Annotated in this window: 4 protein-coding genes; 1 reads left to right on the forward strand and 3 read right to left on the reverse strand. The window is 37.9% G+C overall.

Going from position 1 to position 4,282, the window contains the following annotated elements; all coding sequences use genetic code 11:
- Positions 1-1,242: mechanosensitive ion channel family protein (locus M901_RS14180; RefSeq protein ID WP_021278900.1), on the forward strand; the 1,242-nt coding region annotated here is incomplete at its 5' end.
- A 23-nt stretch (positions 1,243-1,265) separates the two neighbouring features.
- Here M901_RS14180 and M901_RS14185 read toward each other — a convergent pair.
- Genes M901_RS14185 through M901_RS14195 form a run of 3 tightly spaced genes read right to left on the reverse strand, consistent with a single transcriptional unit; the run spans position 1,266 to position 4,154 of the window.
- The gene (locus tag M901_RS14185) at positions 1,266-1,619 is read right to left on the reverse strand and encodes a hypothetical protein (protein ID WP_021278898.1); all 354 of its coding nucleotides are present in this window, start codon (positions 1,617-1,619) and stop codon (positions 1,266-1,268) included.
- Positions 1,609-3,408 (reverse strand): hypothetical protein, encoded by a 1,800-nt coding sequence (locus M901_RS14190; protein WP_021278899.1) that lies wholly within the window; start codon positions 3,406-3,408, stop codon positions 1,609-1,611. The genes M901_RS14185 and M901_RS14190 overlap by 11 nt, the downstream gene beginning before the upstream one ends.
- The gene (locus M901_RS14195) at positions 3,405-4,154 is read right to left on the reverse strand and encodes a hypothetical protein (protein WP_021278897.1); all 750 of its coding nucleotides are present in this window, start codon (positions 4,152-4,154) and stop codon (positions 3,405-3,407) included. The genes M901_RS14190 and M901_RS14195 overlap by 4 nt, the downstream gene beginning before the upstream one ends.
- Positions 4,155-4,282 lie beyond the last annotated feature (128 nt).

Genomic DNA, 4,282 nt, shown 5'->3' on the forward strand with positions numbered 1-4,282 from the left:
AAAGACGTCGTTGCCAACGTCGCTAAAGATAAGTCATGGACTAGAAAAATAAAGAACAACCTGCCTGACTGGGCCTTTAAAAAGAACTTTATCCTGCTCAATATTCAATGGCTGGGACTCTTTATTGTCATCCTACTTTCTTATATTGTTGATCGTATTGTCAGGCTCTACTTCGCTGTGAAAGCAGTCGATTTTCTCGCAAGACGAGGTGTGAGCTTCACAGAAAAAGATCAGAAGAAATTTACATCCCCAATAGGATTTTTGGCATTTGCAACAACCCTTAATTGGCTAGTGAAATACTTAGAATTTCCAGAGAAGATTCTCACATACTTTCTAAAAGGTTGCGAAATCGCAATTACAATTTCAATTATCTTAGTTCTAGTAAAACTCATCGATATCGTCTGCCTCTTCTTAGAAGAAAAGGCCAAGCAAACTGAGAATAAATTTGATGATATCTTAGTCCCCCTTGTCAGAAAGACATCGCGCTTCTTTGTCTATTCATTTGGAATCCTCTTTATTGGAGATGCACTTGACATCAATATGAAGAATATCCTAGCTGGTATGGGAATTGGGGGGATCGCGTTTGCCCTGGCCGCAAAAGACACCGTATCAAATCTGTTTGGATCATTTACCGTTTTAGTAGATCGTCCTTTTAGCATTGGAGACTGGGTTGTGATAAATGGTAATATCGAAGGGACAGTTGTAGAGGTTGGACTCCGCTCAACGCGAATTAAAACCTTCTATGATTCAATTATCACTGTTCCAAATGGCAATCTCACAAATGCTCATATCGATAATCTCGGTCAAAGAAAGTATCGTCGCTACTCGACTAAACTTGCCATTGATTACTCGACACCGCCAAATAAAATAGAGAATTTCTGTGAGGCCATTCGTCAGCTGATTATGAAACACCCTCATACCAGAAAGGATTACTTCCATGTCTACTTTAATGAGATGGGATCAAGTGCTCTTGAAATCCTTCTCTATGTTTTCTGGCAAGTTCCTGATTGGTCTTGTGAGCTAAACGAGCGTCAAAACCTCTTATTGGACATTATGAGAATTGCTAAAGAAATGGAGATTAGCTTTGCTTTCCCAACGCAAACACTTCATGTTATCGACTCGGATAACTTAAAGTACACAGCGGAAGAAAGAGATTTTATAAGATCGAAACAATTAGTAGATGGACTCGATCAAAAGAGATCACTCATTGATGGACATCGTTCAGACTCAAATTCATTATAAAAAAAGAGCTGACTTAGTCAGCTCTATTTACATATATTCTTTAGACTCAGTGTTTTAACTCGTTTAATATCACACTTACCATTATCTGGATTGTAGTCGAGAATATGGGCCTCAAGATGAGACTTTTTCTCATCGAGTTTATAACTAGAGTAATCACAAATAGGATACTTATCTAAGATGGCCTTCTTTTTCTTGCCACACTTAACATAGAAAGAGAGCCTAAAAGGTGTATCTACCGGCTCTTCATAGAGTTCTAATTTCATCTGATACTCAGTGCCCTTAGTATCCTTGAAACTAATATCTTTATTGTATTCTGAGGCCCAAAGTTGTGAGACTAGGCCAAAGAGAAGAGCTGATTTGATAAGATTACTTAACATAGTAACCTCCTTTTCTTGGGCAATATGGAAGTGAAATATGTAAGTGATGAGTATGCCTATGATCCTCATGTCCAATTGACCCCTTAGGATCTCGACCTGGACAATTAGACTTGGCCTGCTCCATTTTCTTACTCCAACAAGATCTAAACTGAGGGAAGAATTGAGATTCCAATGAACCTTTTTGACTCGACTTCGAGTACTTAAGAAGTTTCTTAGTCCCATCTTCCATTGTCACTTCAAATCCTGAAATATCGATCGCACGTCCAACGCTATGATTCGATTTACTATTGTGTCTAGTATCTGCCAAAATCCCCTTGTGATCAATATGTAATGTCACTGAAGGCTTCTTTCCAATCTGAGCAAGGGCAAGATTCACACATTTTTGTAAGTTTTGATTAAGAAAATCAGAGAATTCCTTAGACATTGGCCTTTGACCACAGCGAGAACGACCTCCCGCCCCAACATAGGAACCAGTAACCCCAGTACTTGAGCTACACTCATTCCACTTCACCATAGGCTCGCCATTTTTAACACCGGCATCTTGAGAAAAGGCCATATTACTTGGTGAAAGCGCTGGATCTTCAGGAGAAAGATCTAGCATACGATCTTCTTGTCCACGACATCCTGTATACTCATAACATTGCTGAACAAGGGCCTTATCATAGGCCATTTGCTCATCGCTTGAGCGATCATCTAAGTAGAAATTATCAATTGGCCGATTCCCTGGCATAAGATGGATACCACGGGAGCTTTTAACTATTTGATTGGTACACTTTTGACTGCCTTTTTCATTGGATTCTTGTGAAGATTCTAATGACGATTCTGATTTCCTTGTTCCCATCAAACAGTAAACTCTTTCCATATCACCAAAAGCTGATCTTCTCTGCTTGTAAGGTTCATCTTCGCCAAAGGGAACAATCGTTCCGACAACCATATCATCTTTTGGCGTGCTAAAACTTACCTTGCGATAAGAGCCAGAATTATCTTCAGAGAGACTTTCGTCCACTCTTCTTAAGTTAAGAAGAGGGTCAATATCTTTATTCTTATCCTTGGCCACAACCTGTTGCCATCTCTTATTTAATTCTCCTGTACCAGCACTAGAGTAGGCCTCTAATTCATCCCTAAACATGGCCTTGAACTCAGGTGAATCATTAATGGCCTGATTCAAATTTTCATACCCAGGTAATGATGTAACTTCTCCAGCGAGTGCAGACTTAATCGCATCTTTATAGAATTTAGTTTTCTCGTCGCTATTTTTAAAATCGGGGAGTTCCTTATCCTTTTCAAATTTTAGATAGGTACTTAGCTTATGATTAATATCAGTCAGCCCCATATTGAGTTTATACTTTCCTTCACGATCTTTAGGAGCTTCAAGCTCATCATAGAGATCATCTAGCGTGACATTCTCCTCAGGTGAGTCAAAAATATTCATTTTCTTATTATAAAATTTATTCATCGGGCAAACATCATCACAAGAGCAGCCAAAGTCACGATTTGGATCAATCTTCTGTCCGACTTGTAATTTACACTGAGTGACTTTTTGCATATTAAGAAGTTGACGACAAACCTTCTTTGAAACGAATGCATCTCGATATGTTCCGTCATCACATGGCTGAGATCTCTTACAAAGAACGAAAACATCATCATTTTTTAACTGACTATGTTCTGGATATCTAAAATCTCGATTTGGGGTTGCAAAGCCACCATGCTGATCCGTTCTCTCACAGTTATTTGACATGAAGATCAACATCATACTTAGCAAAGAAAGTGATTTTAATAACGCTCTCATCTCTTTTCTCCAACAGCTAAATGCAGCAGTAAATTTCTCACAACAAACTCTTGAGGATATAACCCCTCAAACCTCTCAACCAGAGCTGCAAACTCACTTTGTCTCTTTGCGCGGCAAAGATCCTTTATAAACTTTAAAGAGACATTCCCCTGACAGTGGGACTTTTTCTCTCCAGTCAGCTTTGTCAAACTCACAAGTTTAATCTTTGAAAGGGTATCTTTAAAACGAGACTTTTCTAAAAGTACTAAGCTCTCGTTAAACTCTTTTCTTTGAATAAGAATCTCGATATCACGGTTAAGGATATCTCTTCGAAGACCGTAGTCTACAAGTTGCTTATACTGATCAGGAGATAAAACTTCTCCAGAAGTTCTGGCCTTTAGAAAGTAATCATAGAAAGTGACCAGGGCCTCTTGGTAGTTCGTAATCTTCTTTGGCATTGAAATTTGTGAAAGAGTATTTGAAAGGCCAATGATATCTGAGCCTTGATAGTAATAATTTAATAACTCAACTTGATATTTTAATCTTTCACTGGAATCTTTAGAATTTAAAGAATTAATGATCTTATTTAAAACTTCTTTCTTGTAATAACTTATATTAAGACCATTGAGGCGCTCATAGAGAGACTTATAATAGTAGAGTTTATCTTCTGCCGAAAGATCTAATTGCTCCATCTGAGACTCAAGTGAATCCTTGATCTTCTTAAAGGCATAGGCCTCTTTCTTCTCAGTTTTTAGAGAGTTTGCCATGGACATGACATTCAACGAAATGAATAGAATAAATAAATTAAATGTCTTCAAACTAACTCACACTTTAGATAACTCATTAAAATTTTACAGTTTCTTAAAGTTCCGAGCAATGTGGTAAATTATTACTG

The sequence above is a fragment of the Bacteriovorax sp. DB6_IX genome (assembly GCF_000447775.1).
Taxonomy (GTDB): domain Bacteria; phylum Bdellovibrionota; class Bacteriovoracia; order Bacteriovoracales; family Bacteriovoracaceae; genus Halobacteriovorax_A.